Source organism: Loktanella sp. R86503 (assembly GCF_042466455.1).
Lineage (GTDB): Bacteria > Pseudomonadota > Alphaproteobacteria > Rhodobacterales > Rhodobacteraceae > Loktanella.
In genome coordinates, this window is the sequence record NZ_JAXHCI010000002.1 from 1,244,725 (window position 1) to 1,270,614 (window position 25,890).

The window sequence follows — 25,890 nt, forward strand, 5'->3', positions numbered from 1 at the left end:
GAGGCCGGATGCGTTTGGAAGTTACAGTTTTGAAAGACAACAGCGACAGACCTTTGCCAGCTAAGCGAACGGCAGATGCAACGCCACACGCTGCTGCTCTCATCGAAGGTATGAGGGACTTTGGCTACACACTTGAGACTGCGATGGCCGACATAATCGACAATTCGGTTACCGCAGGAGCGTCAACCGTTGAAGTATTGGCCGATACCTTCGCCGAGGAACCGTGGATCGCAATTATCGACGACGGCAAAGGAATGGATGAGGCCGAGCTGATCGAGGCCATGCGTCCCGGCTCGAAGAACCCTTTGGATGAGAGGGAGAACCACGATCTGGGGCGGTTCGGTCTGGGCCTAAAGAGCGCCAGCTTCTCACAGTGCCGCCAATTAACAGTCATTTCCCGAAAAGCCGGCGTGATCTCTGCTGCGACTTGGGATCTTGACGAGGTTGCTAAAAGTAACGTGTGGGCGGTCGAACTCGAAGATGATACATCCAGCATGCCCGCGGCGGATCGTCTTCCAAAAACGGGGACAATAGTTGTCTGGCGAAAATTAGATCGACTTTCAACTGGCTACCGGCATGATGTGGCAAAGCGAGCCGCAGAGATAAACAAATCCCTTTCGTTGGCTGAGCGCCACCTACGTCTTTGCTTTCATCGATACATGGAGGGCTCGCGACCTGTTCTCTCTCTGCTCCTGAATGGTAGGAAGCTGGCACCAATTGATCCGTTCGCTCGGAATCAGAAAGCCACCCAAGTAGATCCAGTTGAAGTCTTGCCCTTGAGCAGGGGGACCGTCGAGACCCAATGTTTTACGCTGCCGTATCACAAAATGATGAATCGGGCCGCATGGGATGAGCTGGGTGGACCAGAAGGGCACCTTCGGACCCAGGGATTCTACATCTACCGGGAGAGGCGTCTTATAATAGCCGGTAGTTGGCTCGGCCTCGCTCGCCAAACTGAACTAACGAAGCTGGCGCGGGTGATGGTCGATATCCCCAACACCATGGATGCTGACTGGAAGATCGACGTGCGCAAGGCGAACGCCCAGATGCCACCTGTCGTCCGGGACCGTCTTCGGCGAATTGTTGAGCGCCTGCAAGGCACATCCAAACGCACCTACAAACGGCGCGGCCAAAAGCTTGTTGATGAAAAGAAGCTGCCGTTCTGGAGCAGAATCCAGCAGGACGGCAGGATCATTTATCGGCCCAATGTTGAACACCCGTCAATCAGCGGGTTCGAAGAAAGCCTTCCGATCGAGTTCCGGAGTGGCTTTCGCACTTGCATACAGCTGATTGGGTCCGGCCTTCCGGTGGAGTCCCTGCATGCTGACATGCTGGGGTCGGCCGAGGACGTCTTTGCCGAGGAAGTGGATTTCGCGTCGCTGTCAGAGGGGGTGGAAACGGCGATCCGGACACTTCGAGGCGCGGGCATGACGACGAGCGACATTGTGGCGAGCCTTTGCTCGAATGAGCCTTTGCGAAGACATAGGGACGCTGTCCTGACACTGGCACAAGATATTGAAGATGGAGAATTTACATGAATGCCCAAGTTGCGCACCTCGACAGCATCGTGTCCCAGTCGCTCGCGAGCGAACGCAAAACGGGGGCTGGCTTGAGAGCACTTATTCTGACCCTCAATGACGCGCTCGGCCTTGGCGTGGAGCAGGATGCCCGCGAACAGCTGGCACGCGACATCGAGGAGAGGTTCGGCGTCAGCATGGGCCTTGGTGCCATGGTCGATGATGAGGATTTCAGGCCTTGGCTTCCTGAGGCTAAGGCATCCATCGATCCTTTCTACTGGAACCGATACCGAAAGCTCATGCTCAAGAGTGGCCTTCCGCTAGATGTCGTGACGACGACCGATACGGTGACCGACGAGATTCTCGGTCGACTTGGTAACCCTGGCTTGCCGGAGGAGTGGGATCGCAGAGGCATGGTTGTCGGACATGTGCAGAGTGGAAAAACCAGTAACTATACAGGTCTGATTTGTAAGGCCGCTGATGCCGGCTACCGGTTGATCGTCGTGATCGCAGGCATTCACAACAACCTCCGCAACCAGACGCAGGAGAGGATCGACGAAGGCTTCATCGGTCGCGATACGGGTCGATTGGCTATGAAGGGGAAAAAGGAAGGCAACCGGGCGATCGGCGTCGGACTCTTTGATGATCGTCGAACGCCGGTCAGCCTCACGAACACGCTAACGGACTTCCGCAAAACGACTGCCACGGGCAACACCAGCGAGATCGATTCCTACAAGGTTCCTGTCATTCTCGTCATCAAAAAAAACTATTCGACACTTAGAAATTTGCTTGACTGGCTGCGCGAACACAGCGCGAAAGGCGACGCTCAGATGATCAGCCAGCCAATGTTGCTGATTGATGACGAGGCGGATAACGCTTCGATCAACACCGGCTATGCAAAGGAGGAGATCACGAGGATCAACGGGCAGATCCGCGACCTTCTCGGGCTGTTTCACCGCAGTTGCTATGTCGGATACACGGCAACGCCCTTTGCGAACATTTTTGTAGACCCCGATTCCTACGACGAGGCGAAGAAGGAGGACCTCTTCCCAAAGCACTTCATTGTCGGTCTCGACGCACCGACGAATTACTTTGGTGCAAAGAAGATCTTCATCGACGGTCTTCCGGAAGACGGCGATCCGAAGTGGTTGCGCTACATCTCGGATAATGAAGACATCATCCCGATCAAGCACAGAATCGATCAAGGCTTCGACGAGCTTCCCGGCAGTCTTCTTAAGGCGTTGCGCACGTTTCTTATCGCACGCACGATCCGCAATCTTCGCAAACAGACGCGCTCGCACTGCTCCATGCTCGTCAATGCCAGTCGGTTCACCAACGTCCAAGGAAAGATCCGCAATCGTCTTCATGAAAAGCTGGATACGATACTTGACGCGCTTCGCGTCAACGGCGCACGCGGGTCTGACGGATTAAGCGATCCCGAAATCGCGGGGCTGCGTCAGGTCTGGGCAGAGGAATATCGGGATATCGAGTTCGACTGGCAGGCAATCCAGTCAGCCATGTTGGATGCGGTCGCTGCCGCCAAGGTGGTTGAGGTCAATAGTCGTGCGAACGGGCTCGACTATTCCGACGACGGCAGCATCGGTCAGACCCTGATCGCTGTTGGGGGATTCTCGCTATCGCGCGGGCTGACGTTAGAGGGCCTTACGGTAACTTGGTTTCTCCGGAACACCATGATGTATGACACACTAATGCAGATGGGCCGCTGGTTCGGCTATCGCGGTGGCTACGAAGATCTCTGCCGCATCTGGATGCCTTCAGACGCCATCGACTGGTATGCCCACATCGCCGAGGCGACGGACGAGCTACACCAAGAGCTGAAAAGAATGCAGAAGGCGCGAGCCACTCCGGCGGATTTCGGGCTGGCGGTGCGAAGCCATCCAGCCTCCTTGATGGTGACGGCACGGAACAAGATGGGCTCGGGCCAGAAGCACGTCATGATTGGCCTGTCTAATGCTTGGATCGAGACGGCTAGAATTAGTTCGCGACCGGGTGACATCAATAAAAACGAGGACGCCGCTATCTGCTTTCTTGAAACGATCGAAAAAGCCGGCCATCGTCAGCGGAACGCTGTAAAGGAACATGGTGGCTATCTGGTGCGCCACGTAGATGTCGATGCGATAGACGAATTCCTCCTCGCGTGGAGAAATCACGATCAGGCTTTTCTAAGCCAGACGGGGCCAATCCGCAGTTACATCCGCGATCGTAGTCACGACGAACTCAGACACTGGGACGTGCTCGTTACCAGCGTCAAAAGCGCGGTCCCAGAGTTCGATCTCGGGGACTGGCGGGTCGGTCCGCAAATTCGCCGCATCGGCTATGCGGATTTGTCCGACTACCTGCTTTCGATCAGCGGCAAGAGGGCGCGCATCGCATCGCGCGGCGTCGAGAAGATCGGAGTCGATCCTGTGAGGGCTGCCGACGCGGAGGCGCTGTATCGGAGCGTCGAGAAAATCGGCGACGATGAGCGGGTGTCCTATCCCGATCGAATCTATCGCAGTGTCCGGGACAAGCCACTCTTCGTGCTGCATGTGGTCGAAGTTCGGCCTCCCGAGGGCGAGGATGCCAAACTTGGCCATCTCGACCGCATCCCGGACCGCCCGATCATCGGCTGGTCGATCAGCTTTCCGCAGTCGGCCCGCCCCGATCAGCGCGTAGAATATGTGATCAACACGGTAAAGTTTCGCGAAATCTACGGCAATGACGACGAGGATTTTGACGAAGGAGCCCTTGAAGATGACGAATGAAGGTCCTTGGGACCGCATCGAGCCCGGAGTGGCCCACCGCGTTGACAGACACGGGCGGCACGACTTTTTCTGGACACGCATGCCTGATCGCGCGCCCGCACTCATCCTTCGTCTCGACGAAGGGGTGAAACTTGTCCAACCCCTTCCAAAGCTGCGCCACGTCGGAGCGATCTACCGAACCGTCGAGGGCCGCAATAGCTACTGCCTCACGCTGGCCGAGCGAAGTCATCTGGATTTGTTCGAGACCTTGTGCCGAGACGTCGTTGGTGCCGCCGAAGCAGCTGACGACCTGCAAACCGCACTGCAGCGTGCCGTCCGTCGCACCTTCAGATGGCATCATCTTCTTCGCGGCGGCGGCCGTGGGCTGAGCCTCGAGGAACAGCGTGGTCTCGTAGGTGAACTTGCTCTGCTGCGGGAACTTGTCGGCGAAGTTGGCCTAATGTCCGCGGTAGAGGCGTGGCGCGGCCCGCAGGACAGTGCCAAGGACTTCGAGCTGCCAGGCCTCTACATCGAGTGCAAAGCGCGGCGCAGTGCAGCACAACCCAAGGTTCGCATTTCTTCGGAGGCACAGCTGATGGATATTCCAGGTGCCAAGCTGTATTTACGCGTGCAGGATGTCGACACGGCGCTTGGTGGCGAAGGTATGGATCTGCAACAGCATGTTAGGCTGACCGGCACTTTGTTCAAAGACGATTTCATTGCGTTCGACATCTGGGAACAACGGCTCTTTGGAACCGGATTCGATCCGGAAGACGTCGAGATCGAACGAAAGTGGCATTTGGGAACAATCCGGATGTTTGAGGTCCGCGATGATTTTCCGCGGCTCGTGCCGCCATTGCCGACCGGCGTCGAGGCTGTTGAATATGGTGTCCGATTGGACGACTGCGTCGCCTTCCAGACATCCAGCCAACTCAAATCGCTGTTTTTCAAGAGTGAGCACCATGTCTGATCTGCAAGAATTTCACCACAGCCTGATCTCGGAGGTCCAAGGCGACGCTGATGCACTGGGGCTCTATACGCAGGAGGCATTTTTTGAGAAGGTCGGTGAGATTCTGACCGAGGCCGGCGAAATCGACCAAGCGGACTATTCCCATTTTAGCGGGTCCGGAAATCGCGGTGTCAATCTTGAGGTGACCGGATATGGTGGTGATCCACGTGACGCGGATGGCGTTCTGTCCCTAATCCTTTGCGATTTCCAAGTTTTGCCTGACCTACGGACGACCTTGGCCTCATCGCTGCAGGGCCAATTCAAGAAGCTGCTCGAGTATCTGCGGCACGCACGCACGTCCGAGTTCAACGAACAGATCGAGGAGACGAGCGCTGGGGCGCAACTTGCCGATCTCATCCAGTCGCGTTGGGACAGTATCGAGAAGATCAAGCTGATCTTCGTCACAAACTCAGACAACCGCTCCCGGGTGGATGCGAAGCTGGCTGGCGACATGGCCGGCAAGCCGGTCACATACAATGTATGGGACCTCAAACGCCTGCAAGGCTTTGTGGAACAGGGCAGAGCGCGGGCTGATATGACGGTGCGCTTCGCGGAGGATTTCGGCGGCGGAATTCCGGTTCTCAAGGCTTCCGGTTCCGATACGTCCTTCGAAAGCTACATCGCCGTCATGCCTGGTGCGCAACTCGCCGAGATCTATGACCGCTGGGGCGCACGACTTCTAGAGTCGAACGTGCGTTCCTTTCTTCAGGCCCGCGGCAACGTGAACCAAGGCATTCGCAGGACGATTATGGAGGAACCCCAGATGTTCCTCGCCTACAACAACGGCCTTGCCGCCACGGCAGAGGGGGTCGAGCTTAAGCAGACCGAGAAGGGACTGCTGCTGATGAGTGCAGAGAACCTCCAGATCGTGAACGGGGGGCAAACTACAGCGTCTCTACACGCCGCCCGCAAGAAGGCGGGTGACGGCATGAAGGATATCTACGTCCAGATGAAACTGAACGTTATTCCGACCATTGCCGCCGATACGGTGGTGCCCAGAATCTCAGAATTTGCGAATAGCCAAAACAAGGTCGCGGCGGCCGACTTCTTCGCGAACCATCCTTTCCATGTCAGGATCGAGGAACTGTCACGCAAGATTCTCGCGCCGGCAGGTGACGTTGGATACCGGGAGACCAAGTGGTTCTACGAGCGGGCGCGGGGGCAGTATGCGGACGAGCGAAGCCGCAAGTCAGATGCGGAAAAGAAGAAATGGGATGCAGAGTTTCCGAAGATCCAGTTTTTTACGAAGACCGATCTCGCAAAATTCGAAAACTCATGGTCGGGTCGTCCCGACATTGTCTCGAAAGGCGCGCAGAAAAATTTTTCGGAATTCGCGAAAACGATCGAGAAGGTCTGGGGACGCAGCGGAACGCGGATCAATAATGTTTGGTATCGCAATCTTGTCGCTAAGGCGATCATCTTTCGTCGGTTGGAGAAACTCGTCTCCGCTCAGGAGTGGTATGAAGGCGGTTATCGGGCAAACATCGTGACATATGCCATCGCCAAGGTGGTGCATGATGCAGAGGAGATGAAGAAAGTCTTGGATATCTCGCGGATCTGGTTTGCTCAGGCTGTTCCGACTAACGTCGAGGAAGCCCTGCTCGTGGCGGCCGCTGAAGCGCAGGACATCATCACAAATCCCCCGGAGGGCGTCCGCAACATGTCGGAATGGGCAAAGACCCAAGCCTGCTGGAAGTCATTCTCGGGCAGGAGACTCTTCTACGACGATGCTTTTCTTAGCGCTCTCGTCGACGAAGACGATGCTAAATCCGGAGAGGACGACGATACCGAGGACGAAAAACTTACGACGAGTGTCGAGGCCCAGACACGCGTCTTTGAGCTCGGCGCGGCATTTTGGGCTGATGCGAAAACGTGGGGTCGGAGCCAGCGGCTGTTGTCGCCTGCCGAATACAACACGCTCGAAATCTGCGCGAGAATTCCGTCCCGGTTGCCGACGGAGCGACAGACCGAATTTGCTCTTGAGATATTGGCTAAACTCGAAGCTCGAGGATACAGAGCGAAGACCGCAGCCGAGTAGATCAGCCGATCAACCCGCGGACCGCCTTTGCGATCTGGAAGGCAAGGTATGGTGGCACCGCGTTGCCGACTTGATGATACTGCTTCGTGCGCGGACCGCAGAAGAAGTAGTTGTCAGGGAATGTCTGCAGTCTGGCGGCTTCTCGGACGGTAAGAGAGCGGCACTGCATGGGATCCGGATGGATGAAGTAATGTCCATCCTTCGAGATGTGACTTGTCACGGTTGATGATGGCCGCGTAGCGACCTGTGTCCGGAACCGGTCCGCAAAGTCGCCGGACTCCCGATTGCGGTGCTTGGGTTGCAGGAACTGCGGAAACTCCGAGAGTTTGGGGCTGCGATCGTAGATCTGCGCATAGGCAGCCGAGTAAAGATATCGGCCGAGATCTTCGGGTATGTGGCCACGGGTCTCGTGTTGGGGGGCGACTAAGAGGCTGCCGTCAAGCACCCAGTCAATCAGATGATTAGGAAGACAATTTGAGTTTCGCTTCCAGCGATAGGAGCGCTCACGCGGCAGCGATGTTGCTCGCGCCACCCGAGCGGCGACATCACGCACAGCGGGGTCGACGTCGGGGCAATTCGAGATGGCTTCCCCTTGTGCCTGAATCTCAAAATGCCAAGCTGTCGCGTCGTCCTGCCTACTCAGCCCGCTTCGCAACCTACAAAGGTCGTCGATTACATCTGAGACACATACGGCTTCGGCTTTCTCTCCCAGCAGGGGCGCATCGATTAATGGAGTCGGAATGTCATTGCGAATTCCAAGCACAATCACCCGGTGCCGTGCCTGTGGGACGCCGTGATCCTCCGCGCGGATGAGAAAGTCTCGGCCATCTGCCCGACCTCCGTCGAGAGGAGGGACGGTGGCAAGAGGTAAGAGACGATAGCCTATGCCCCCAGCGTTCGCCAGATCGTCCAGCACCCGGCTGAAAATATCACCCCCATCGACTTTGGATGACAGCATGCCTTTCACATTCTCCATCACGAAAGCTGCCGGTTTCAGGCGATCGAGGATGCGCACGTATTCGCGATAAAGATAGTGTCGGCTATCCTCTTCCGCGATGTAACCTTCCTTGCTTTTGTTTCGCGACCGGCCCGCCAGTGAATAGGCCTGACATGGAGGTCCGCCAATCAGGATCGTGTCCCCGTGGTTATCTTCGCGTAACCTATCGATTTCGGGCGCAATTTCGTCGAATACACCTTCTCCACCCAAAATGAGTTGACGGACTTCGGACTGGGCCATTTTCCAGTTCGCGGGATAGAGATCCTGCCACAGTGGCAGGGGAGTTCCGGCGTTGAGGCACTCATAATACTCAATCGGGAAAGTATCGAAACTCCGCAGAAAGGAGCGGAGCCTCAACGTGTGGACCGCATGATGATCCATCTCGACGGAAAGCTGTATGTTCATCGGCGTGTTGGTGTCACGTCCCGCGCGAGAGAATCCCTCTCCGAGGCCACCGGGACCTGCGAAAAGATCGATGATTGCGAATTTTCGGGCCAAGGCTCACCTCCGGGATCATGGTGTTCTACCAAGAATGAAAATTCATGTAAGGTCGAAAAGCGGAAGCTGATGCATTACCACTGCTCGAATTTTCCTACACCCACGCTATCGGCGCGTTGGGACCGGAACGGCTGGCAGTTTGGACCGATTCCCTTAAGTTCATCTTGGCCAAAGAGCAGAAGAATGAGAGGCACGGACGAAGCGATTCAATGATGTAGTTGCTGCCTTGATGAAAGGGCTACAAACTTGCATCCGGTAGCCCGCAAGCGACGGCACATGGTGAAGATGTCTTGTTCTTTTCGGCCGCGCACGGTGGCCTAGAAGTCGAAATCAGCGTCCGGACGACGCGAGCACAACACGCCGGACTTCGCGATCCAACAACTCATCAATCGGGCCGTGGGATCGACAGAGATCGTTAACATTCTCCAAGTATGCGGGTTCGACCGTAGGGACCTCAGCGTGCTTTCCGACGCCTTCATGCTTGAGCTCGAGGGTATGAAGCACAAGAACCTCGCTGTGGAGGCTTTAAAAAAACTGCTGAACGGCGAGATCATATCGAGGACGCGGACCAACTTGGTCTGCAAGGGGGAAATCTCGCTTCGGCCCGAGCAGGCGATCGCGAGGTATTACAACCGCCGTATCGATGCGATCCAGATCTTTCAGGAGCTAATTAATATCATAAAAGACCTGCGCGCTGAGCTTGTAGAAGGTTTTATGCCAGAGGAACGTGCGCTCTATGATGCCCGAGCGCAGAACGGCAGCGCTGCCGACATTATAAGCAACGAGAGCCTACGGGTCATCGCAACGGAATTCGTTCAGACGGTCCGCAGCAATTCTGGAACGGATTGGTGGTGCAGTGAAAACGTGCGCGCCAAGATGCGTGTGGCCGTCAAGAAGTTCTTCTAGCGCCATGGATGTCCGCCAGGCCTTGCCAAGGACGCAATTATGACCGTCCTCCGTCAGGCAGAGGCCTTAGCGTTGGAGGTTAAATAGCAGGAAATCCTCCCACGCCTGCATCATTGCCCTGCGCTTTTCGAGCATATCGCCACGTCGATAAGCCTGTACAACAGCGTTGCCCACATTGTGTGCGAGAGCGATCTCGGCCATGTCCGATGGAAATTCAGTCCTTTCCGCAACCCAGTCGCGGAACGTAGATCTAAGCCCATGCGGCACCGCTGCCCGACCGGACCTAGCATCTACCCAGCCCGTTCGACCTGCCTTTTTCTCGCTCTCTTGCATCCTCTTCATTACTGCCGAGAGCGTCATATCGGACATTTCTTTCTGGGACTGACCAGGGAAAATCAGGTCAGTTCCAGAATGGCGCGGCAGTGACTTAAGAAGCTTCATAGCCGCTGAACCGAATGGCACGCGGTGTTCACGATCCATTTTCATACGATCGGCGGGAATCGTCCAGATGCCGGCAGAGAGATCAATCTCCTGCCATGTCGCACCGCGGATTTCTCCTGATCTGGCAGCAGTCAGAGCGAGCAGTTGCAGGGCGACTGGCGCGATGCTGTCCCGTAAGCTAAGTGCCCTATACCATTCTGCCGCATCCTTGAGTGCCAAAGCGCCATGGTGCGTCGTCTTCGAAATCTTAGACGGCGTCGGTAGAAGCTGTTGGAGATTGCCTTTCCACGTTGCCGGGTTGTCGCCTGCGCGATAGCCGGAAACGGTAGCCCACGCGAGAATATTCTCAATGCGTCCCCGCAGTCGCGTTGCGGTTTCGGTCTTAGTTTGCCAAATCGGCTCAAGAATCTGAAGGATGTGGTTGCGATCGACTTGATCAACCGGTGTCTCTCCAATGACGGGGAACGCGTAAGTCTTCAGAGTAGACCACCATTGCCCTGCGTGCTTCTCGTTCTTGAACTCCTGAGCACGCGTTGAGGTGAGAAATCGGCTCGTCGCGGCGCTAAAGGTCATAACCTCATGGCGAACGACACTCTTAGCTGCTCGCGCGACGGCACGCTCACTTACCGGGTTCTCGCCCGCCCGAACCTTCTGCCGAAGGCGGAGGCTTTCCTCTCGTGCGTTTGCGAGTGACACTTCGGGGTAGGGCCCCAGTCCAAGTTCGTGCCGCTTGCCGGCTACCGTTAATCGCAATATCCAAGAACGCGATCCCGACCCTGTGACGTGTAAATAGAGGCCAGGAACACCACCTACTGCGTGCATTCCTTTGGACGAGAGACGTTTAATCTGTAGGGCTCCCAGCTCATCTGCACGCCGCACCATCCCACCGTCCATCCCACCTTTGATTGAGCAACTAGTAGCAGTAGCTTGCAACTGCATGCAACACCGCTGACTGCTATCGTAATGAAATGCAGTGATTATATAGGCCAAATTTAGATGTTTGCACTTGGCTGCAACAGCTGAATGGCTGCCTGAGCCTCCGCCAGATCAACCCAGACCAACATCGAAAATGATGCGACCGGGCAAAGCCCGGGGCTGGCTGGCCTTGGTTCCTGTTGCGCGGGTACCATTGGGCCCTGATGGCTGCGGCGACTATATCCGGCACGGCCGCGCAGCGATGCACCCTTTATGAGTTAGGGCATGTTTGGAGTTCTGCGCGAAACAGCGGTTTTACTGTTGCCAACAAGTTTGTGCGTAATGCCTGGCAGCTATCCGTCCTTTTTCATGTCCGAACGAATATCTTTCAACATCCAGATGCTTTCGTAAACGTCATCGAAGGGAACTTTGGCCAGTTTGTCTGCAGGCAAATCCCACCAAGCAAGATCATTTAGATCCTTACAGATGTCTTCGGGAAACCGATAGCGAACATGCCGAGCTGGCGTGCCGACAACAACAGGGTATGGGGCAACATCTTTCGTCACCAAAGCGCCGGCACCAATAACGGCACCGTTCCCAATACGTACGCCGCGCATGACGATAGAATGACTTCCAAACCAAACGTCATTGCCAATAACAGGGGCTTTTCTGCGCACCAATTTTTTAGACGTAATCATGTCGGTATAGTCAGGAAAGTGGATTTTTATATTATAGCTGACAGGACTGGTCGATAGCCTTTCAAGAGGATGGTCAAATGGGCCTATTTCCACATTCTTTCCTACCGAACAAAACCTGCCGATAGTTGTGCCGGAGTTTACTGTGGAATTTGTATTATATAGGAGAATTTTCCAATTTTAGTATTTTTTCCCAGTTTAGCGGTGCCGTAAAGCCTTACCGGCGCTTCTAGCTTGGCGCTATCTGCAACATTGGCGCTGCCGGATATGTAATTCACATTTCGTTCCATGACGTTGGTCGCTCTTGTAAGGTACAGACAGCTGAAAGTTGCTAATGCTTTTATCGGCGGCGCGGCCAAGTGTAAATCGGCGCCAGTTCAGGTTGGCGATCAACCCGCAAACAGGGCGTGCCGGCCGCGGCGGGGGTAAGCACTTCTATTTGAACAATGTGGCTTGGCTAGGTTTTCCGCCTTGGAAGTTAGATGTGCCACAATTTTGAATCTGACCGCCATACTTAGTGGCGTTAGCTCTTTGAATCAGGTGTTTTTCTCTTATAACAAAGTCCTGGCTGCGCCATTTTGAGATATCTGATCAACCTTGAGGGGCAATGTGTTGCTCTTGGTCGAGGCAGATAAGAGTGATTGAATTTCTGTTTCTCTTGTTGGTTGAATTTGAACGTATCGGGCCATTCGGGTCTTGCCGCACTGAAGGCTAACTAATGTTATTGATTGTCCGGATGTTTTGGTTTCATCGTCACCGCGGCTTTTTCAGGGCCGCAACGCCGATTGCAAGGTTCAGCGCGACATGGGTTGCCCGTGCCATGTCCTGGACGGAAACCCATTCAAGCGGTCCGTGCACGTTCTGCATGCCGCAAAAGATGTTGGGGCAGGGGGTGCCGAATTCGGTCAGGCGAGAGCCGTCGGTGCCGCCGCGGATGGCACCGGACACAGGCTCCATCCCGGCCTTACGCACAGCAGCGGTGGCCAGATCAACGGGTGTCATGTCCTTTTCCAGCCAATAGCGCATGTTGCGGTATTGGTGGGTGATTTCGCAGGTAATGCGGGCGCGGGGTTCTGTTGCGGCGACGGTGGCGCAAACCTGCTGCAGCAACGCGCCCTTTGCTTCTAGGCCGGCCATTTCGAAATCGCGCAGGATAAAGTGCAATTCGACCTCTGCTGCGCTGCCGGTCATTGATACGGCATGAATGAACCCGTCGCGGCCTTCGGTTGTTTCTGGGGTCATCGTGACATGGGGCAGGGTCATCAAGACCTTGGCGCCCAGATGCAAGGCATTGACCAGTTCGTCCTTGGCCCAGCCGGGGTGGATCGACACACCTGTAATCCTGACCACGGCCGCGTCGGCAGAAAAGCTTTCGTATTCCACCTCCCCCGGCATCGACCCGTCAAAGGTATAGGCGAAATCTGCAGCAAGGTCTGCTGGCAGGTTTGGCGTCACGCCGCGCCCGATTTCTTCGTCGGGGACAAAGGCTAGGCGGATCGTGCCATGCGCAATGTCGGGGTTTTCCAAAAGGTGCCGTGCGGCGGTCATGACGACAGCAACGCCCGCTTTGTCGTCAGCGCCTAGCAGCGTGGTGCCGCTGGCGGTGATAATATCTTCGCCAACTTTTTGGGCCAGAAAGGGGTATTCGTCGGGCGACAGGCGCAGGTCCGGTGCATCGGCAAAGTTGATGTCGCCGCCGTTATAGCCGCGGTGCACCACAGGTTTGACACCGGCGGCATTAAACTGCGGTGCGGTGTCGACATGGGCCAGCCAGCCCATGACCGGGGCATCGATTCCTGCGGTCGCGGGGATCGTAGCCAGCACAACGCTGTCTTGGCTCAGGGTGACGTCTTGCGCGCCCATCGCTGTCAGCTCGTCCATCAACAGGTGCGACATATCCAGCTGGATGCTGGTACTGGGGGTCGCCGTGCTGTGTGCATCGCTTTGGCTGTCGATCGCTGCGTAGCGGACTAGTCGTTCTTCCAGTTCGGTGTCGAATGCGGTGCGCATGGGGCTGTCCTGTCGGCGGGGAATATCGGCGCATCTGAAGCGGGGCGGCCGGGCAAGTCAAGGCGGCGCTAGGACTGCGCCGTTTGCTGAAGCTGCGACCACAGGATGCCTTCGGCGGTGTTGGGGGTGCCTTGCACGCGCATGGCGATGACCTGCAGATCATAGGCGGGCAAATCCGCCGACAAATCCACCAAAGCGCCCGACGCCAGCCGGTCGTGGGCCAGGGATTCGGGCACCCAGGCCACACCGATCCCAATCGCGGCCATTTCGGCCGCGGCCAGCGTCAGGGCGGTTTCGACCTTTGGCACCGGATGCAGGGCCGGGTTCAGCTGCGGCAGGACCTCTCGGGCCATGACCTGCCCCAGAAAGACGCCGGTCGGATAGGTCACGATCGGCAACTTGCCGCCGCGCGGATTGTTTTGCGACAAAGCGGGCAGAGGCGCGTTGTAGACGGGAATCATCCGGTCAGTGCCGATAGTGATCTGTTCCAGAAAGTCCGCGCCGACGGCTTCTGTATCCGATGGCACGCGATATACGATTGCGACATCGGCCTGCCGCGACAAAAGCATAGCTACACATTCATCGCGGTTTGCCGACCGCAGCCGCACATAAATGCCGTCCCGTGCCAGCGGCATCCCCTGCAGCAACGTCGGCACCCGCTTGGCTGTCAGCGAATGCTGGCAGGAAATGACGACGCGGTTGCTGGTCAGCCTTTCGCCGCGCTGCAGATCCACCACCAGCTGCCGCAACGCGGTTGAAAGCATGACAATCTGGTCCCGCTGCGCCAGCGTGGTAGGCTTCAGTCGAATCGGCTTATGCGCCCGGTCAAAAAGCTCCACCCCGAGGCTATCTTCAATCTGCTTAATTCTGCGTGAAAATGCTGATTGTGTAAGCAAACGTCGCTCTGCCGCCCCGCTAAAGGAACCCGTGTCGGAAATCGCCAATATGTCTTCAAGCCATTCCAGCCGCATTTTTTACCTAACTTGCAATTTTTGCAATATATATCAAAAATTACGAATTTGCATGGCGTTTTGCAATGCGCAACCGTCGAAACACTCAAGTTAGCCAAGGAACAACTCATGCATCTCGCCCGCTTTCCGCGTGTCCACCTCGCCCATTTACCGACGCCTTTGGAAAAACTTGACCGCCTTTCCGCCGAACTTGGCGGGCCGGAAATCTGGATCAAGCGCGACGATTGCACCGGCCTGTCCACAGGCGGCAACAAAACGCGCAAGCTGGAATTCCTGATGGCCGAGGCGCAGGCCATGGGCGCGGATACCGTCATGACTCAAGGGGCGACACAATCGAACCACGCCCGCCAGACGGCCGCATTCGCGGCCAAGCTGGGGATGGGGTGCCATATCCTGCTGGAAGACCGCACCGGATCGAACAACGCCAACTACAACGAAAACGGCAACGTCCTTCTGGACCATCTGCACGGCGCGACAACGTCAAAGCGTCAGGGCGGGATGGATATGCAAGCTGAAATGGAAACGGTTGCCGAAAAGTTACGCGCCGAAGGCCGCAAGGTTTACCTGATCCCCGGTGGCGGCTCTAACGCCACGGGGGCGCTGGGCTATGTCAACTGCGCGTTCGAACTGGTCGGGCAGGCAAATGATCGCAGCATGGTTATTGATCACATTATCACCGCCACCGGATCAGCCGGCACGCAGGCCGGTTTGATCACGGGTCTGAAGGCGATCAATGCGCAAATCCCGCTGCTGGGGATCGGCGTGCGCGCGCCTAAGGACAAGCAAGAGGAAAACGTCTTTGCACTGGCGCAAAAGACTGCGGAAAAACTGGGCTGCCCCGGCGTTGTGTCCCGCCAGGATGTGGTGGCCGACAGCAGCTATGTCGGGGCAGGATACGGCATCCCGCGCGAAGATACGCTGGAGGCGATCCGTATGTTCGCCCAACTCGAAGGGATCCTGCTTGATCCGGTTTATTCGGGCAAAGGTGCTGCCGGTTTCATCGACTATTGCCGCAAGGGCAAATTCAAAAAGGGGGAACGGGTCGTGTTTCTGCATACCGGCGGCTCGACCGCCTTGTTCGGGTATGATGCTGTTTTTGCCGACGGCAATGCCGCATTAAAGGTCGATTGATCCAATGGCCCGTCCGCCTTTTACCAAAAGCTTTACGCAGCAGCTGCCAATCCCCGAAGACGCGATTGCGGCAGCGGTTGCGGTGATGCGGACGGGCCGTCTGCACCGTTATAACACTGCGCCGGACGACCCCGGCGAGGTGGCAGAGCTGGAGCGGGAATTCGCGCTGTGGCAGGGCCAGCCCTATTGTCTGGCGCTCGCCTCTGGCGGTCAGGCGATGCAGATTGCGATGCGCGCGGCGGGCGTGGCACCAGGGGATGCGGTGCTGACCAACGGCTTTACGCTGGCCCCAGTGCCCGGCGCGATCGCCGGTGTCGGCGCGCGGGCAGTGCTGGTCGAGGTGACAGACGATCTGGTCATTGATCTGGACGATCTGGCCGCCAAGGCGCAGGCCACGGGTGCGAGGTTTTTGCTGCTGTCGCATATGCGCGGCCATCTGTGCGATATGGACCGCCTGATGCAGATCGCTGCCGATCAGGGCATCTGCGTGATCGAGGATTGCGCCCATACTATGGGGGCACGCTGGAATGGCAGGCTGTCGGGATCGTTCGGCACGGCGGGCTGCTTCAGCACCCAGACCTATAAACACCTGAATGCGGGCGAAGGGGGGCTTCTGACCTCGGATGATGCGGCCTTCATGGCACGTGCCATCATTCTGTCGGGGTCCTACATGCTGTTCGACCGTCACGGGGCGGCGCCGGCTGGGGATGTCTTTGACGAAATCCGGCTGGACACGCCGAATATGTCGGCGCGGATGGACAACCTGCGGGCCGCGCTGTTGCGCCCGCAGCTGCGCCAGATCGACACCGCGATTGCAGGCTGGAACGCGCGGCATGATCTGGTCGCGGGCAGGCTGTCGCATGTGGATGCCATCCATCTGCCCACCCGCCTTGCGGCAGAGCAATATGTCGGATCGTCGATCCAGTTCTGCCTGCCCGGCATCACGGCAAAGCAGGCGCTAGCCTTTGTCGCGCAACTGGCGCAAAACGGGGTCGAGGTGAAATGGTTCGGCGCATCCAGTCCGGCCGGCTTTACGTCGAACCATCACAGCTGGCGTTATGTCGCGGCGCAGGATCTGCCGCAGACGGATCGCATTCTTGCGGGCCTGTTCGATATGCGTCTGCCGCTGACCTTTGATCTAGATGATTGCGCCTTGCTGGCGGATCATATCATTGATGCCGTAGCCACAGCCTTTCACAGCGAAGGGGGCAAGTGATGCGGCGGATCGGTATTCTGGGCGGCATGGGGCCAGAGGCGACAATCCTTTTGATGCAAAAGGTGGTCAAGGCAGTGCCGGCACAGGACGACGGTGACCATATTCCCCTGATCGTGGACCAGAATACACAGGTGCCATCCCGCATCGCGCATCTGTTGCAAGGCGGCCCTGTCGATCCCGGCCCGGTGCTGGCTGACATGGCGCAGCGTCTGGCCCGCGCCGGGGCAGAGGCGCTGGCTATGCCCTGCAACACGGCGCACCATTACGCCGATGCGATCCGCGAGGCAGCGACTGTGCCGTTTATAGACATGATCGCCCTGTCCGTGGCCCATGCCAGGGCGCAGGCTGCACCCGGCGGGCGGATTGGCATCCTTGGCTCTCCGGCGCTGCGCAGGACCGGGCTATTTGACGCGCCGCTGGCGCAGTTCGGCCTGACCGCTGTTTATCCCGCAGACGACGACCGGATGCTGGCCGCCATCCGGCAGATCAAATCCGAAGGCCCCGGACCCGGCCCCCGCGCCGTTTTGCACGATGCCTCTTGCGCATTGCTGGATACGGGCGCGCAGGTTCAGATGATTGCCTGCACGGAATTTTCCCTGATCCCGGACGCGGTGGCAAAGGATGCTGCCGCTTTCGACACCCTCGACCAATTGGTGCAGGCCATTGTGTCCTTTGCCAAAAGCGCGCCGACATAACAAAGGCGCAGCCGGACCCACAACAACAAGCGAAGCCAAATTCGCGTCAACCTCAACAAGGAGATCGAAAATGACATTGTTCAAGACACTGATGATGGGCACCGCAGCGTTGGCGCTGTCTGCCTCTGCTGCGGCGGCGGAAACGCTGGTCATCGCCACCTTCAGCGATCCGACCCCGATGAACGCCGTGCGCGGCACCGATGCCTTCGAGGCGGCCACAGGCTGGGATATCGAATGGCGGGTTTTCAACTCCGGCACAGAGGTCATTGCGGCGATGGCGTCCGGTGATGTGAAGGTGGCAGAGCTTGGCTCCTCGCCTTTGGCAATTGCGGCCAGTCAGGGCGTCGATCTGCAGATGTTCATGCTGTCCTATGCCATCGGCGATTCCGAAAGCCTGGTCGCGCATGCAGACTCGGGCATTACCGCGGTCGAGGATCTGAAGGGCAAACGTGTCGCCGTGCCGATCGGATCAACCGCGCATTATTCGCTGATGGGGGCCATTGCCCATGCCGGACTGACCGAAGCGGACGTGGCCATCATGTCGATGCCGCCGGACCAGATCGCCGCCAGCTGGGATCAGGGCGTGATCGACGCCGCCTTTATCTGGCCGCCAGTGCAGACACAGCTGCTGGAAACCGGCAGCCGCATCGTCGGCGGCAACGAAACTGCGGACTGGGGCTATCCGACCTTTAACGCATGGGTTGTGGATGCGACCTTTGCCGCCGAAAACGCGGACGCCGTCGCCGCCTTTGCGCGCACAATGGACGATGCCAATCAAGCCTATCTGGCGGACCCGGCGGCCTGGACTGCCGACAACGATAGCGTCAAGGCGATTGCCGATCTGACCGGGGCAGGGGCTGACCAGATTCCGCAGATCCTGCAGGGCTATACCTTTGTTCCGCTGGCAGAACAGACCGGTGAAAAGTGGCTGGGCAATGCAGCCAATATCATGAAATCAACCTCTGAGTTTCTGAAATCCGCCGGCCGGATCGATACGGTGGCGGATGACTATTCCGCTTTCGTCAACACCGACATCGCTGCTGCCGCCACGCAGTAAGACAGGCTGCCCGCCCGAGCCCCGTGTTCGGGTGGGCCCACCCCCTTTTGTTAAGGAACCTGCGCTTTGGGACTTAGTATTCATGACGTTTCGGTTGTCTATCCGGCCGCCGACCGCCGCCCCCCGGTCGAGGCGTTGAGCCGGATCAATCTGACCATCGAAGACGAGGAATTCGTCGTCGCGCTGGGCGCGTCGGGCTGCGGAAAATCGACACTTTTGAACTTGCTTGCAGGGTTTCTGGCCCCCAGTTCCGGCCAACTTGTGCTGGATGGCAAGCCCGTGTCCGGCCCCGGTGCCGACCGGGCGGTGGTGTTTCAAAAACATGCGCTTCTGCCTTGGCTAAGTGTGCTTGATAACGTGGCATTCGGCCTGCAGATTCAAGGCATTGCCAAGGCTGAACGCTACAATACCGCGAACACCTTCCTTGGCATGTTGGGGCTGGACGGGTTTCAGGATTCGCCCGTCTACAAGCTGTCGGGCGGGATGCAGCAGCGCGTCGGTATCGCCCGTGCCCTGACCTGTGATCCGCGTGTCCTGCTGATGGACGAACCCTTGGGCGCGCTGGACGCGCTGACCCGTGAAAAGGCGCAGGAGCTGATCCTGAAAATCTGGATGGATACCCACAAATCCGTGTTCTTCATCACCCATAGCGTCGAAGAGGCGCTGTTCATGGGCACCAAACTGGTGGTCATGTCACCGCGTCCGGGCCGCATCACCCATGTGTTTGATCTGCCGTTTTCGCGCCAGTTCCTGAATGGAACACCCGCACGAGAGGTCAAAGCTAGCCCCGAATTCATTGCCATGCGCGAAGACGTCCTGAAAATCATTTTCGCAGACGAGGAGGCCGCCGCATGACCAAGGCAACATCCCATGTGCCCCGCAAGGACCTTGGCCTGATCGCTCGCCTATCCCGCGCCCGCCCCACGAAGCCGGGGGAAACCTATGGCGTGCCTGGACATGGCAACACGCTTTGGCTGTCAGTGCTGTCGATCAGCCTGTTCGTTTTCGTCTGGTGGCTTGTCACTGCGATGGGTTGGGTTAAGCCGCTGTTTGTGCCGTCGCCCATGGCCATTATCCAAAAGTTTGTCGACGTGTGGAATGCGGGCTATACCGGCACGCCGTTTCTGGAACATGTCGGCATATCGACCGCGCGGGTGTTCGGTGCCTTTATCTTGGCCTGCGTCATCGGCATCCCGCTTGGTCTGGCCATGGGCATGAGCCCGGTCATGCGCGGCCTGTTCGATCCGCCTATCGAATTCTACCGTCCGATCCCGCCGCTGGCCTATCTGCCGCTGATGATCATCTGGTTCGGTATCGGAGAAACGTCAAAGGTCCTGCTGATCTTTCTGTCGGTCTTTGCTCCTGTCGTTCTGGGCGCACGGTCGGGCGTCAAGTCCGCTGCAATCGAACAAATCCACGCGGCCTATTCCTTTGGTGCCAGCCGCTGGCAGGTGCTGCGCCATGTCATCATGCCCTCGGCAATGCCAGAAATCCTGACGGCGATGCGCATCGGGATCGGCTTTGGCTGGACCACGCTTGTGGCCGCCGAAATGGTCGCCGCCACCAAGGGGCTTGGCTACATGGTTTTGTCCGCCAGCCAGTTTTTGCAGACCCCCGTGGTCATCATGGGCATCTTTGTGATCGCCTTTATCGCCTTTGCCTTTGACCTTCTTATGCGCTTCATCGAACGCCGCCTCGTGCCATGGAAGGGCAGGATGTAGGACGCCGCCGGCCGCGCAGCCTTTAACTCGAAAGCCAGGACTATGATCTACTTGAAAAAAGCCCTTCGCGTTGCGGAAACAGGGCAGGATGACGTGCACGATATCGTCGTCGAAATGTTGGACGCAATCGCCGCCAAAGGCGAGGATGCAGCCCGCCAGTATGCCCGCGATCTGGACCGCTGGACCGGCGAAATCATCCTGACCCCCGATATGCGGGCGCAGGCTGCGGCACTGGTGCCGGACAGGCTGAAGACTGACATCCAGTTCGCGCACCGCAACATCCGCCGCTTTGCCGAGGCACAGCGCGGCACCATCACCGATTGCGAGGTCGAAATTCTGCCCGGGCTGATTGCAGGTCAGCGGCAAATTCCCGTGTCCGCCGCGGGCTGCTATGTGCCGGGGGGGCGTTACAGCCATATCGCCAGCGCAATCATGACGATCACCACGGCCAGGGTCGCAGGCGTGCCCCATATCACCGCCTGTTCGCCGCCGCGTCCGGGTGTGGGCATCCCGCCCGCCATTATCTATGCCATGGATCTGTGCGGCGCGGATGTCATCATGGCCATGGGCGGGGTGCAGGGCGTCGCCGCCATGGCGCATGGCCTGTTCGGCCTGCCGAAAGCCGACATTCTGGTCGGCCCCGGAAACCAATACGTGGCAGAGGCAAAGCGTATTCTGTTCGGCCACGTCGGCATCGACATGTTTGCCGGACCCACCGACAGCATGGTTGTGGCCGATGCCACGGCCGACCCTGAACTGGTGGCGACGGATCTGGTGGGGCAGGCGGAACACGGCTACAACTCTCCGGTCTGGCTGGTCACCTCCGACCGCGCCCTGGCGGAAAAGGTCATGGACCTTGTGCCGGGGATCATCGACAGCCTGCCGGAACCGAACCGTTCCAGCGCCCGCGCGGCCTGGGCCGATTACGCCGAAGTCATGCTGTGCGCGGATGCCGAAGGGATGGCGGTTGTCTGCGACACCTATGGTCCGGAACATCTGCATATTCAGGCCGCCGACCTTGACTGGTGGCTGCAGCGCCTGCGGTCCTATGGCTCGCTTTTTCTGGGCGAAGAAACGACCGTGGCCTTTGGCGACAAGGCCGCCGGCCCGAACCATGTGCTGCCGACCTCTGGCGCGGCGCGGTATACGGGCGGTCTGTCGGTGCACAAGTTCATGAAAACCGTGACCTGGCAACGCGCCACCCGTGACGGTGCCCGCCCCCTGGCAGAGGCGACGGCGCGGATTTCCCGCATGGAAGGTATGGAAGGGCACGCACGGTCCGCCGATATTCGGCTGGCAAAGTTCTTTCCTCATGAAACTTTTGATCTGGGCGCAATCGATGCCGCAAGCTGACCCGTTGGCTGTACCTGCCGTGCCAACCGGCCCCGCCGCACGTATGCTGGCCTGGATCGAGGTGCACCGCGGCGGTATCATTCTGGCGGTGACGGTCGCCCTCGCGTCCAGCTTTCTGGCGGAACACTACAACGCCCCCGCCATGCTGTTTGCCCTGCTGATCGGCATGGCGTTCAACTTTATGACCGACACCCCCCGCACGTTGGAGGGGATCAGTTTCTGCTCTCGCACCCTGCTGCGGATCGGGGTGGCTTTGCTGGGCCTGCGGCTGACCTTTGCGGATGTGTCGCAGCTGGGCATCACGCCGATCGTCGGCGTGGTGGGCATGCTGGTGCTGACGCTGCTGGGCGGCGTCATCTTTGCGCGGCTTTTCGGGCGCACGACGGCGTTCGGCCTGCTGACCGGCGGGTCCGTCGCGATCTGCGGTGCATCCGCTGCCATGGCGATTGCGGCAGTCCTGCCCAAGAAGTACCTGAAAGAAGAGGATATCTTGCTGACCGTCGTCGGTGTGACCGCCATGTCGACCATCGCGATGATCGTCTATCCCATGCTGTTCACATGGCTTGGGCTTGCGGATGTCGAAAGCGGCTACATGATCGGCGCGACAATTCACGACGTCGCGCAGGTCGTCGGCGCGGGCTATTCGGTCAGCGACACGGCAGGCGATATCGCGACCTTTACCAAGCTGTTGCGGGTGGCGCTGCTGCCTGTCGTCCTGCTGGTCGTGGCGCTGGTATTCCGCAAGGATGCGGGCGGCACCGCGGGCCTGCCATGGTTCGTCGTCGCCTTCCTTGCGCTGATGATGGTGCGCAATTTCGTGCCCCTGCCGGAATCGCTGCTGAACTTCGTCAACGATGCATCCCGGTTCCTGCTGGTCGTCGCGATTTCGGCGCTTGGGGTCAAGACATCGCTGCAAAAGCTGTTCGCGCCGGGGGTCAAAGGCCTGGTGCTGATCGCGGTGGATACGGTGTTCCTGCTGCTGCAGGCCATCATCTTTGCCCATATCTTTTTGCTATAGGCGGCGTGGCAGGGGCACCCGTTCGCACGGGTGCCCCTTTTGCGTGTTACGCGTCCAAGGCAGCCAGAACGTCATCCGGCCGGATCGGCAGGTGACGCAGGCGTGCGCCGACCGCGTTATAGATCGCGTTGGCAATCGCGGGGGCGATCACCGTCGTGCCGGGCTCGCCCAGACCGACGGGAACTTCGGTGCTTTCGACAAAGGCGATTTCCATTTCCGGCGTGTCGATCAGGCGCAGCGGGGTATAGCCGCCAAGATTGCGGTCGATGACGTTGCCATCCTCGATCGTGGTGCCTTCGTGCAGGGCCATCGACAGACCCCAAAGCGCCGCGCCTTGGCACTGCGCCAATGCGCCGTCGGGATCAACGACTGTGCCGCAGTCAAACGCCAGCCACATCTTTTCCACCGTTACATAACCGCTTTCGCGGTCCACGTGCAGCTTGACCGCGCCAGCGGTCCAGGTCGGCATACCGCGCGACTGGCCAAAGGTGGTGGCGACACCGATTGCCGTATCTGCGGGCAGATCAGCGGTGCCATAGCCCGACATATCCACAACGCGGCGCAGCACTTCAGCCTGACGCGATGCGCCGCCAACGGCGTTCGGGGCAGAGCCGGCATTGCTGCCTTGGGCTGTCAGGTGCTGCAAACGGAATTCCACCGGGTCGGTGCCGATCTTGTGGGCTGCTTCATCCATGAAGCTTTCCACGGCAAAGTTGGTCCAGCCCGGTCCGACCGACCGCAGCCAGCCGGGACGGAAGGTGGCGTTGGCCAGATCGTTTTCAATCGCCCGCACCTTGTGCGCGCCCACGTCATACCAGTGGTCCGCACCGTCGATGGCAAAGGGGTCATAGGCCACATCGTTCACACCCTTGGGCATGAAGCCGGGTGCCAGAACGCCCGTGGGCCAACCCGCGGCGGCGGCATGTTCCATCCCGGTGACGGCATTGCCTTCGCCAAAGGCCATCCGCAGCTTTTGAATGCTGGGGGACCGGACGCTGTCGAACTGGGCGTCATCCTCGCGGAAGAATACCAGTTTGACCGGCTTGCCGCCAAGCGCCTTGGACGCCAGCGCCGCAGGCACGGTGTAGTCGCCGTTCAGCCGGCGACCAAAACCGCCGCCCAGCATGTAGCTGCGCATGACGATCTTGTCGGCTGGCGCTTCCAGCGCGGCGGACAGCACCGGCAGGATCAGCGATTGCCATTGATTGCCCGTGTGGATTTCCCACATGCCTTCGTCGTTCTGGAACACGGTCGCGTTCACCGGCTCCATCTGAAAGTGCAGGACGGTCTGAGTGGAATACTCTGCCTCCAGCGTATCGGTCGCATCCGCAAAGGCGGCACTGGTATCAGGGTCGTCGGTGGCCAGAATGCCCCCGGTGTTTTCATCGGCGATCAATTCTCGCGAACGCGCGTTGATCTGCGCCTCGGACACGGTGGCCGTGTCGCCAGCGGCCCATTCGACGGCAATCGCCTCTGACGCCCATTTTGCGGCCATCAGGCTTTCGCCCAAGACCACAACCCAGCCTGGCACGGTGCCAGAAGGATCTTTTAGCGTCAGCGTCTGCAAGTAGCCTTTGACGTCCTTGGCGGCGCTGTCATCAACAGAGGTGACAGAGGAGCCAAGACGCGTCGGCGGCAGCAGCGGCACGCCGTAGACCATACCGTCAACCTTGGCATCAAGACCGTAGATCGCCTTGCCGTTGGTCTTGTTGGCGATGTCCAGCGCGGTGACGTCCTTGCCGACAAGACGTAGTTCTTCGTGCGGCTTCAGGGTCAGCGCCTGCAGCTCTTCTTCGGTAAAGGAACGGTCAAGGCCGGCGGCGACCAGATCACCGTAGGTGATGGTATTGGTGCCATCGGTGACGGTGCCGTCGCGTGCGGTGCAGGTCGCCGGATCGACGCCCCACTGGGCGGCTGCGGCCTCGATCAGGGCGGTGCGACCAGCGGCACCGGCCTGGCGGTAAACCGGCCAGCTTTGCCAGATCGACCAGCTGCCGCCAGTGACCATCAGGCCCCATTTTTCATCGGTGTCGACGTGGGTGATGTGGACCTTGTCCCAGGACACTTCCAGCTCGTCCGCCAGAATACGCGCGATGGCGGTGCCAACGTGCTGGCCCATTTCGGCGCGGATGATGTTGACGTTGACCTGGCCATCCGCATCGATCCAATACCACATTGTCGGCTCGAACGTGTCGCCATTGGGCTGCACGGGCAGACCGTCGGCGGCAACAGGGTTCATCGCGGCCTGCGATGCGCGTGGAAAGCCAAAGGCAACGCCGGTGGCGGTCATCGACACCAGAAAGCCGCGGCGCGTCATTGCAGATGCGGGAGAGGATGCGCCTGTCGTCAGGCGGGACATCAGTTTATTGCTCATTGGTTTTGCGCTCCGGACATGGCGTTGGCTGCTTCGCGCACGGCTTGGCGGATGCGGGGATAGGTCATGCAGCGGCACAGGTTGCCGGTCATCACGTCGTCAATATCCTGATCCGTGGGGTTCGGGGTGTCCTGCAGCAGGCTGGCGGCCTGCATGATCTGGCCAGACTGGCAGTAACCGCACTGCGGCACGCGCAGATTGCGCCAAGCTTCTTGCACGGGGTGGTTGGCATCTGCGTCCAGACCTTCGATGGTCGTGACCTTCAGGCCTGCGATATCGCCGACGGCAGTGATGCACGATCGGGTCGCCTGGCCGTCGATGTGCACGGTGCAGGCACCGCACATGCCGATGCCGCAGCCGAACTTTGTGCCGGTCAGACCGATTTCATCCCGGATCGCCCAAAGCAATGGCGTCTGCGGGTCCGCATCGACGCTGACCTTCCGCCCGTTGATTTCGAATTCTATCATGTCGGTTTCCTTAATGGTTTTCGCAGAACCGGATATCGAGGAGGCCTGCCCGGCGCGCAGGGTCGTACGCTGCAACGCACCCGAAGATCGCTTTTGTAACATTCCCGGTCCCTTTGA

At 58.7% G+C, this 25,890-nt stretch carries 19 protein-coding genes and 3 pseudogenes; 13 read left to right on the forward strand and 9 right to left on the reverse strand.

All coding sequences use genetic code 11. The features are described from left to right. Positions 1-110: 110 nt before the first annotated feature. The 4 genes from SJY10_RS07050 to SJY10_RS07065 are packed head-to-tail and all read left to right on the forward strand — an operon-like array spanning position 111 to position 7,308. Positions 111-1,538: an ATP-binding protein gene (locus SJY10_RS07050; protein ID WP_386684564.1), complete on the forward strand. Its 1,428-nt coding sequence runs from the start codon at positions 111-113 to the stop codon at positions 1,536-1,538. Beyond that, positions 1,535-4,282, forward strand: coding sequence for a Z1 domain-containing protein (locus tag SJY10_RS07055; RefSeq protein ID WP_386680947.1), 2,748 nt, complete (start codon positions 1,535-1,537; stop codon positions 4,280-4,282). Before SJY10_RS07050 ends, SJY10_RS07055 begins: the two co-directional genes overlap by 4 nt. Then, on the forward strand, positions 4,272-5,231 hold the full coding sequence (locus tag SJY10_RS07060; protein WP_386684567.1) for a PD-(D/E)XK motif protein: 960 nt from the start codon (positions 4,272-4,274) through the stop codon (positions 5,229-5,231). The genes SJY10_RS07055 and SJY10_RS07060 overlap by 11 nt, the downstream gene beginning before the upstream one ends. After that, positions 5,224-7,308 (forward strand): AIPR family protein, encoded by a 2,085-nt coding sequence (locus tag SJY10_RS07065; RefSeq protein ID WP_386680948.1) that lies wholly within the window; start codon positions 5,224-5,226, stop codon positions 7,306-7,308. The genes SJY10_RS07060 and SJY10_RS07065 overlap by 8 nt, the downstream gene beginning before the upstream one ends. A gap of 1 nt (position 7,309) precedes the next feature. Here the strand turns inward: SJY10_RS07065 and SJY10_RS07070 are convergent, their stop codons facing one another. Continuing rightward, entirely contained in the window at positions 7,310-8,803 is a 1,494-nt protein-coding gene (locus tag SJY10_RS07070; RefSeq protein ID WP_386680950.1) for a DNA cytosine methyltransferase, read from the reverse strand. Positions 8,804-9,154: 351 nt separating this feature from the next. On the opposite strand from SJY10_RS07070, the pseudogene SJY10_RS07075 reads away from it, so the two are divergent. After that, positions 9,155-9,709: pseudogene (locus SJY10_RS07075) on the forward strand (type I restriction enzyme endonuclease domain-containing protein); the annotation flags it as partial. A 66-nt stretch (positions 9,710-9,775) separates the two neighbouring features. On the opposite strand, the gene SJY10_RS07080 reads toward SJY10_RS07075, so the two are convergent. The 6 genes and pseudogenes from SJY10_RS07080 to SJY10_RS07105 all read right to left on the reverse strand — a co-directional run. Further along, entirely contained in the window at positions 9,776-10,723 is a 948-nt protein-coding gene (locus SJY10_RS07080) for a tyrosine-type recombinase/integrase (protein WP_386684569.1), read from the reverse strand. 51 nt (positions 10,724-10,774) lie between these two features. After that, positions 10,775-11,089, reverse strand: a pseudogene (locus SJY10_RS07085) (Arm DNA-binding domain-containing protein); the annotation flags it as partial. Between the two features lie 329 nt (positions 11,090-11,418). Next, on the reverse strand, positions 11,419-11,856 hold the full coding sequence (locus tag SJY10_RS07090) for a CatB-related O-acetyltransferase (protein WP_386680952.1): 438 nt from the start codon (positions 11,854-11,856) through the stop codon (positions 11,419-11,421). 657 nt (positions 11,857-12,513) lie between these two features. Then, positions 12,514-13,770 (reverse strand): peptidase T, encoded by a 1,257-nt coding sequence (pepT, locus tag SJY10_RS07095; protein ID WP_386680954.1) that lies wholly within the window; start codon positions 13,768-13,770, stop codon positions 12,514-12,516. 68 nt (positions 13,771-13,838) lie between these two features. Beyond that, on the reverse strand, positions 13,839-14,534 hold the full coding sequence (locus tag SJY10_RS07100) for a LysR substrate-binding domain-containing protein (protein ID WP_386684571.1): 696 nt from the start codon (positions 14,532-14,534) through the stop codon (positions 13,839-13,841). 36 nt (positions 14,535-14,570) lie between these two features. Then, positions 14,571-14,741, reverse strand: a pseudogene (locus tag SJY10_RS07105) (LysR family transcriptional regulator); the annotation flags it as partial. A 108-nt stretch (positions 14,742-14,849) separates the two neighbouring features. Between SJY10_RS07105 and SJY10_RS07110 the strand changes: the two are divergent. The 8 genes from SJY10_RS07110 to SJY10_RS07145 all read left to right on the forward strand — a co-directional run bounded on the left by SJY10_RS07110 (position 14,850) and on the right by SJY10_RS07145 (position 22,932). Next, complete coding sequence (locus SJY10_RS07110) at positions 14,850-15,872, forward strand: D-cysteine desulfhydrase (RefSeq protein ID WP_386680956.1); 1,023 nt, start codon at positions 14,850-14,852, stop codon at positions 15,870-15,872. A 4-nt stretch (positions 15,873-15,876) separates the two neighbouring features. Next, positions 15,877-17,088: a DegT/DnrJ/EryC1/StrS family aminotransferase gene (locus SJY10_RS07115; protein ID WP_386680958.1), complete on the forward strand. Its 1,212-nt coding sequence runs from the start codon at positions 15,877-15,879 to the stop codon at positions 17,086-17,088. Beyond that, complete coding sequence (locus tag SJY10_RS07120; protein ID WP_386680960.1) at positions 17,088-17,783, forward strand: aspartate/glutamate racemase family protein; 696 nt, start codon at positions 17,088-17,090, stop codon at positions 17,781-17,783. Before SJY10_RS07115 ends, SJY10_RS07120 begins: the two co-directional genes overlap by 1 nt. Before the next feature lie 70 nt (positions 17,784-17,853). Beyond that, positions 17,854-18,840, forward strand: a complete 987-nt coding sequence (locus SJY10_RS07125) for an ABC transporter substrate-binding protein (protein ID WP_386680962.1) — start codon at positions 17,854-17,856, stop codon at positions 18,838-18,840. Between the two features lie 66 nt (positions 18,841-18,906). Next, on the forward strand, positions 18,907-19,695 hold the full coding sequence (locus tag SJY10_RS07130; protein ID WP_386680964.1) for a taurine ABC transporter ATP-binding protein: 789 nt from the start codon (positions 18,907-18,909) through the stop codon (positions 19,693-19,695). Next, positions 19,692-20,561, forward strand: coding sequence for an ABC transporter permease subunit (locus SJY10_RS07135; protein WP_386680966.1), 870 nt, complete (start codon positions 19,692-19,694; stop codon positions 20,559-20,561). Before SJY10_RS07130 ends, SJY10_RS07135 begins: the two co-directional genes overlap by 4 nt. A gap of 42 nt (positions 20,562-20,603) precedes the next feature. After that, positions 20,604-21,914, forward strand: coding sequence for a histidinol dehydrogenase (hisD, locus tag SJY10_RS07140; protein WP_386680968.1), 1,311 nt, complete (start codon positions 20,604-20,606; stop codon positions 21,912-21,914). Beyond that, positions 21,874-22,932, forward strand: a complete 1,059-nt coding sequence (locus tag SJY10_RS07145; protein WP_386680970.1) for a YeiH family protein — start codon at positions 21,874-21,876, stop codon at positions 22,930-22,932. Before hisD ends, SJY10_RS07145 begins: the two co-directional genes overlap by 41 nt. 46 nt (positions 22,933-22,978) lie before the next feature. On the opposite strand, the gene SJY10_RS07150 is transcribed toward SJY10_RS07145, so the two are convergent. After that, positions 22,979-25,306 carry a molybdopterin cofactor-binding domain-containing protein gene (locus SJY10_RS07150; RefSeq protein WP_386680972.1) on the reverse strand — a complete coding sequence of 776 codons (2,328 nt, stop codon included), beginning with the start codon at positions 25,304-25,306 and terminating at the stop codon, positions 22,979-22,981. Beyond that, complete coding sequence (locus SJY10_RS07155; RefSeq protein WP_386680974.1) at positions 25,303-25,773, reverse strand: (2Fe-2S)-binding protein; 471 nt, start codon at positions 25,771-25,773, stop codon at positions 25,303-25,305. The genes SJY10_RS07150 and SJY10_RS07155 overlap by 4 nt, the downstream gene beginning before the upstream one ends. Positions 25,774-25,890: the final 117 nt, after the last annotated feature.

Excerpts from the sequence above, each read along its gene's own strand:
- SJY10_RS07050 (WP_386684564.1), top strand. The coding sequence starts at position 111 with ATGAGGGACTTTGGCTACACACTTGAGACTGCGATGGCCGACATAATC.
- SJY10_RS07055 (WP_386680947.1), top strand. The coding sequence starts at position 1,535 with ATGAATGCCCAAGTTGCGCACCTCGACAGCATCGTGTCCCAGTCGCTC.
- SJY10_RS07060 (WP_386684567.1), top strand. The coding sequence starts at position 4,272 with ATGACGAATGAAGGTCCTTGGGACCGCATCGAGCCCGGAGTGGCCCAC.
- SJY10_RS07065 (WP_386680948.1), top strand. The coding sequence starts at position 5,224 with ATGTCTGATCTGCAAGAATTTCACCACAGCCTGATCTCGGAGGTCCAA.
- SJY10_RS07080 (WP_386684569.1), bottom strand. The coding sequence starts at position 10,723 with ATGACCTTTAGCGCCGCGACGAGCCGATTTCTCACCTCAACGCGTGCT.
- pepT (WP_386680954.1), bottom strand. The coding sequence starts at position 13,770 with ATGCGCACCGCATTCGACACCGAACTGGAAGAACGACTAGTCCGCTAC.
- SJY10_RS07100 (WP_386684571.1), bottom strand. The coding sequence starts at position 14,534 with ATGCTTTCAACCGCGTTGCGGCAGCTGGTGGTGGATCTGCAGCGCGGC.
- SJY10_RS07110 (WP_386680956.1), top strand. The coding sequence starts at position 14,850 with ATGCATCTCGCCCGCTTTCCGCGTGTCCACCTCGCCCATTTACCGACG.
- SJY10_RS07115 (WP_386680958.1), top strand. The coding sequence starts at position 15,877 with ATGGCCCGTCCGCCTTTTACCAAAAGCTTTACGCAGCAGCTGCCAATC.
- SJY10_RS07120 (WP_386680960.1), top strand. The coding sequence starts at position 17,088 with ATGCGGCGGATCGGTATTCTGGGCGGCATGGGGCCAGAGGCGACAATC.
- SJY10_RS07125 (WP_386680962.1), top strand. The coding sequence starts at position 17,854 with ATGACATTGTTCAAGACACTGATGATGGGCACCGCAGCGTTGGCGCTG.
- SJY10_RS07135 (WP_386680966.1), top strand. The coding sequence starts at position 19,692 with ATGACCAAGGCAACATCCCATGTGCCCCGCAAGGACCTTGGCCTGATC.
- hisD (WP_386680968.1), top strand. The coding sequence starts at position 20,604 with ATGATCTACTTGAAAAAAGCCCTTCGCGTTGCGGAAACAGGGCAGGAT.
- SJY10_RS07145 (WP_386680970.1), top strand. The coding sequence starts at position 21,874 with ATGAAACTTTTGATCTGGGCGCAATCGATGCCGCAAGCTGACCCGTTG.
- SJY10_RS07150 (WP_386680972.1), bottom strand. The coding sequence starts at position 25,306 with ATGAGCAATAAACTGATGTCCCGCCTGACGACAGGCGCATCCTCTCCC.
- SJY10_RS07155 (WP_386680974.1), bottom strand. The coding sequence starts at position 25,773 with ATGATAGAATTCGAAATCAACGGGCGGAAGGTCAGCGTCGATGCGGAC.